Source organism: Nocardia sp. NPDC060220, from assembly GCF_042727815.1.
Lineage (GTDB): Bacteria > Actinomycetota > Actinomycetes > Mycobacteriales > Mycobacteriaceae > Nocardia.
The window spans coordinates 1-3,165 of record NZ_JBHWZY010000797.1; the positions used below are offsets into that span (position 1 = coordinate 1).

5 protein-coding genes are annotated in these 3,165 nt (G+C 65.7%); all 5 read left to right on the forward strand.

Annotation, left to right across the window (positions count from 1 at the left end; translation table 11 throughout):
- Positions 1 to 2: 2 nt before the first annotated feature.
- The 5 genes from ACFWF3_RS29800 (at position 3) to ACFWF3_RS29820 (ending at position 3,119) form a co-directional block, all read left to right on the forward strand.
- Entirely contained in the window at positions 3 to 974 is a 972-nt protein-coding gene (locus ACFWF3_RS29800; RefSeq protein ID WP_379316956.1) for a diiron oxygenase, read from the forward strand.
- Between the two features lie 77 nt (positions 975 to 1,051).
- A complete protein-coding gene (locus tag ACFWF3_RS29805; protein WP_266292300.1) occupies positions 1,052 to 1,354 on the forward strand; it encodes a type II toxin-antitoxin system prevent-host-death family antitoxin in 303 nt (100 codons plus the stop codon).
- Positions 1,351 to 1,728 carry a hypothetical protein gene (locus ACFWF3_RS29810; protein ID WP_378632914.1) on the forward strand — a complete coding sequence of 126 codons (378 nt, stop codon included), beginning with the start codon at positions 1,351 to 1,353 and terminating at the stop codon, positions 1,726 to 1,728. The genes ACFWF3_RS29805 and ACFWF3_RS29810 overlap by 4 nt, the downstream gene beginning before the upstream one ends.
- A 165-nt stretch (positions 1,729 to 1,893) precedes the next feature.
- Positions 1,894 to 2,526, forward strand: a complete 633-nt coding sequence (locus ACFWF3_RS29815; protein ID WP_379316958.1) for a hypothetical protein — start codon at positions 1,894 to 1,896, stop codon at positions 2,524 to 2,526.
- A 98-nt stretch (positions 2,527 to 2,624) separates the two neighbouring features.
- Positions 2,625 to 3,119 (forward strand): helix-turn-helix transcriptional regulator, encoded by a 495-nt coding sequence (locus tag ACFWF3_RS29820; protein ID WP_101468527.1) that lies wholly within the window; start codon positions 2,625 to 2,627, stop codon positions 3,117 to 3,119.
- The last annotated feature ends 46 nt before the right edge of the window (positions 3,120 to 3,165 follow it).

Below are 3,165 nucleotides of genomic sequence, written 5' to 3' on the forward strand. Positions count from 1 at the left end.
CAATCAAGAACACCGCCACCGATCCCGAGTACCACGAGATCCTGCGCAACCTGTCCGAAGGTTCGGTCAACCGGCACTTCGACCCCTACGTCGACATCGACTGGGAATCCCCCGAGTTCGCCGTGCACAGCGACGACCCGCGCTGGATCATGCCCGAAGAGGACCCGCTGGGCCGTCACCCCTGGTACAAGGCCCAGCCGATCGAGAAGCAGATCGCCATCGGCATGTGGCGCCAGGCCGGCATCGCCAAGGTGGGCCTGGATTTCGAGCAGTTGCTGATCCGCGGGCTGATGCAGTACCTGGTGTCGGTCCCCAACGGCGACCCGGAATTCCGGTACATCACCCACGAGGCTGCCGAAGAGTGCAACCACACGATGATGTTCCAGGAGATGATCAACCGCATCGGCTACCGCGATGTGATCGGCATGGGCACCATCGATCGCAAGCTGACGATGGCCATCTGGCCCGCGGTGAAGTACTTCCCCGAACTGTTCTTCACGATGATCCTCGGCGGCGAGGAGCCGATCGATCACCTGCAGAAGTCGCTGCTGCGCGCCGGCGTCGATCTGCACCCGATGGTGCAGCGGGTGATGCAGATCCACGTGGCCGAGGAAGCCCGGCACATCTCCTTCGCCCACGAATACCTGCGCCGCAACGTGCCCGGCATGAACCCGATCACGAAGTCGGTGCTCTCCGTGGCCTTCCCGATCGCCATGCGGGTGATGCTCGACATGATCATGACCCCGCCCAAGGAATTCGTCGAGAAGTTCGACATTCCGGCGGAGGTCATGCGCGACGCCTACTGGAGCAGCGAGGAATCGCAGACCACGATGCGCAATATCTTCGGCGATGTGCGTGCCCTCGCCACCAACAGCGGCCTGATGAACCCGGTCGCCAAGCTGACCTGGCGCCTACTCGGCATCGACGGCCCGGTGACCCGCTACCGCAGCGAACCGGCCCGCAAGGTCGCCTGAGCGATCAGGTGAGCACGACGTCCCACCGGAACACCGTTCGGCCATAGTCAACTGTACACAGCGATGTACAGTTGACTATGGCCGATTACGACAGTGTGCCGCTGACCGAGTTACGTGGTCAGCTGGGTAGTGTTTTCGACGGGGTGTCCGCGAGCGGACGGCCCGTGATCGTGACGCGGGAGGGGAAAGAATTGGTCGCGGTGGTACCCGCTGAGGTGTTGCGGCACGGGGCACTGCCCCCCGCGTACTTCAACGATGACCTGCGGGAGCAGATCCTGGGCAAGCTCGACGCCAGGATCACCCAGCATTCGGCGGAGGACATCGCCGAGGCGGAAGCCAAACTGAGCAAGCTGATGGGCGCGCTGGACAGCCGCCAGTGAGCGTCGCCGACCACACCGCGCTCACCTCGCTGGCCCTGTCGCCGCTGTTCGGGCAGGTGATCATGCGCCAGTTCACCCAGCAGCGCCGAATCCTGGTGGTGCCCACCGTGAGTCTGATGGCGGCGATGCGCGCCGTGGACAACATCGATGAACTCGGGCGCCTGCTCGACAATCGCGTCGCCGTGCGCTGGGCCGAACTCGACGCCCCGACCGCGATCCGCATCGGCACCACGGTGCCGATCGTCGACGACCATCTCGACTGGCCACTGATCGCGCCCGTGGTGTTCACCGCGCAGAATCTGGACATGCCGGTCCTCACCGCCAAACCCGAGCTCTATCGCGGCTACAAAGTGGAGATCGCGAACATGCCGTAACCGACCCTCGAGCTCCTGAACTCGGCTTTCCCCGGGGTAGTGACAGATCCCACATCGGCTGTCGGTACCGTGCACAGGTGGTCGGCGGCTGATAGCCCGACCGACCCGCACAGCGGACGAATTACCAGGGAAAGCAGTACCAGGAACACTCGAGGAGAGCTGGTTATGCATCATCTGAGTTTCATGCGTCGCTTCACCACCGCGGTAGCCGCCACCTCGGCCGCCGTCGCCATCGTCTTCGCGGGCCCCGCGGTCGCGGAACCGACGACACAGACTGTCGATGTGGCCGCGGCCGTTTCGCAGCTGCGCACGTCGGTGGCGAACAATCCGGGCGCACTCGCCGCCCTCGACAAGCTCGCCGCCGACGGCACGGTCGATGTCGCGCTGCCTGCACAGCCGTTCCAGATCCCGGCGACCTCCGATATCGGCCAGAACGGCGGCGGGTCCGGGGTGTACGGCTCCGGCATCGCCCTCGATATCGACGGCTTCCGCCTCGGCTTCTTCGGCGGGCCCGGCACCATCTCGCCCAACCAGGGCAACGCCAAGCTCGAGGTCATGTGGCTGAATCTGTCCAGCGGGCAGAGCGGCACCGCAGTCCTGAACGAACACCAGGACGTGCCGGTCGACACCACCATCCGCACGGCGTCGCTGAACACCGGCGCCGGGCTGGTCGTGGCGGCGGTGTACGGCAACCTGTGGCACCGCTGGCCGGTGCCGGTCGACGAGGCGCACCCGGACGGGTTCGCTTACCAGCTCGGCACCATCCAGCAGCCCTCGTTCGGTGCTGTCACGCGCTGACGTTCGTCCACTGCGCACCCCGGGTCCACCGGATCCGGGGTGCGCTGTCGTTTCGATGAAGCAGCGCAACAGCTTCGGTGTGGCGTAGGTTGACCGGCGTGGAGGATCTGGTCGACCGACTCGAAGAACTGGAACGCCGTGTTGCCGCGCTGGAGAGCGCGCAGCCCGAGCACGCGCAGCTGCCGTGGGCGGTGGCGCGCCTGCGGCAGGAATTCGCCGATGCCGGGAAACGCACCGGCGGGGTGCTGCTGGCGGGCGCGTTGCAACTGCCCACCGGTGAGCGCTTCGATTGGCAGGCCCAGTACCCCACCGATGCCATCGTCGGTGATGTCTGGACCATCGAAGCGGCCAATTGCCTTGCCGCGCTGGCCGATCCGGTCCGGCTGCGACTACTTCAGGAAATCGTCTACGGGCGCAGAACCGCCGCCGATCTCGCCGCCATCGCGGAACTGGGCACCTCACCCGAGATCTACCAGCACTTGCGCCAGCTGGCCGCCGTCGGCTGGTTGCAGACCGCGGGATTGGGCCGTTTCGAGGTGCCGGAAGGCAGGCTTGTCCCGCTCCTCGCGGTGCTGGCGGCGGCCCAGCGCTGATCTTGTGGAGATGTCCCAAATGCCCGGTTAGACTACTGTGATGCAC

Excerpts from the sequence above, each read along its gene's own strand:
- ACFWF3_RS29805 (WP_266292300.1), top strand. The coding sequence starts at position 1,052 with ATGGCCGATTACGACAGTGTGCCGCTGACCGAGTTACGTGGTCAGCTG.
- ACFWF3_RS29815 (WP_379316958.1), top strand. The coding sequence starts at position 1,894 with ATGCATCATCTGAGTTTCATGCGTCGCTTCACCACCGCGGTAGCCGCC.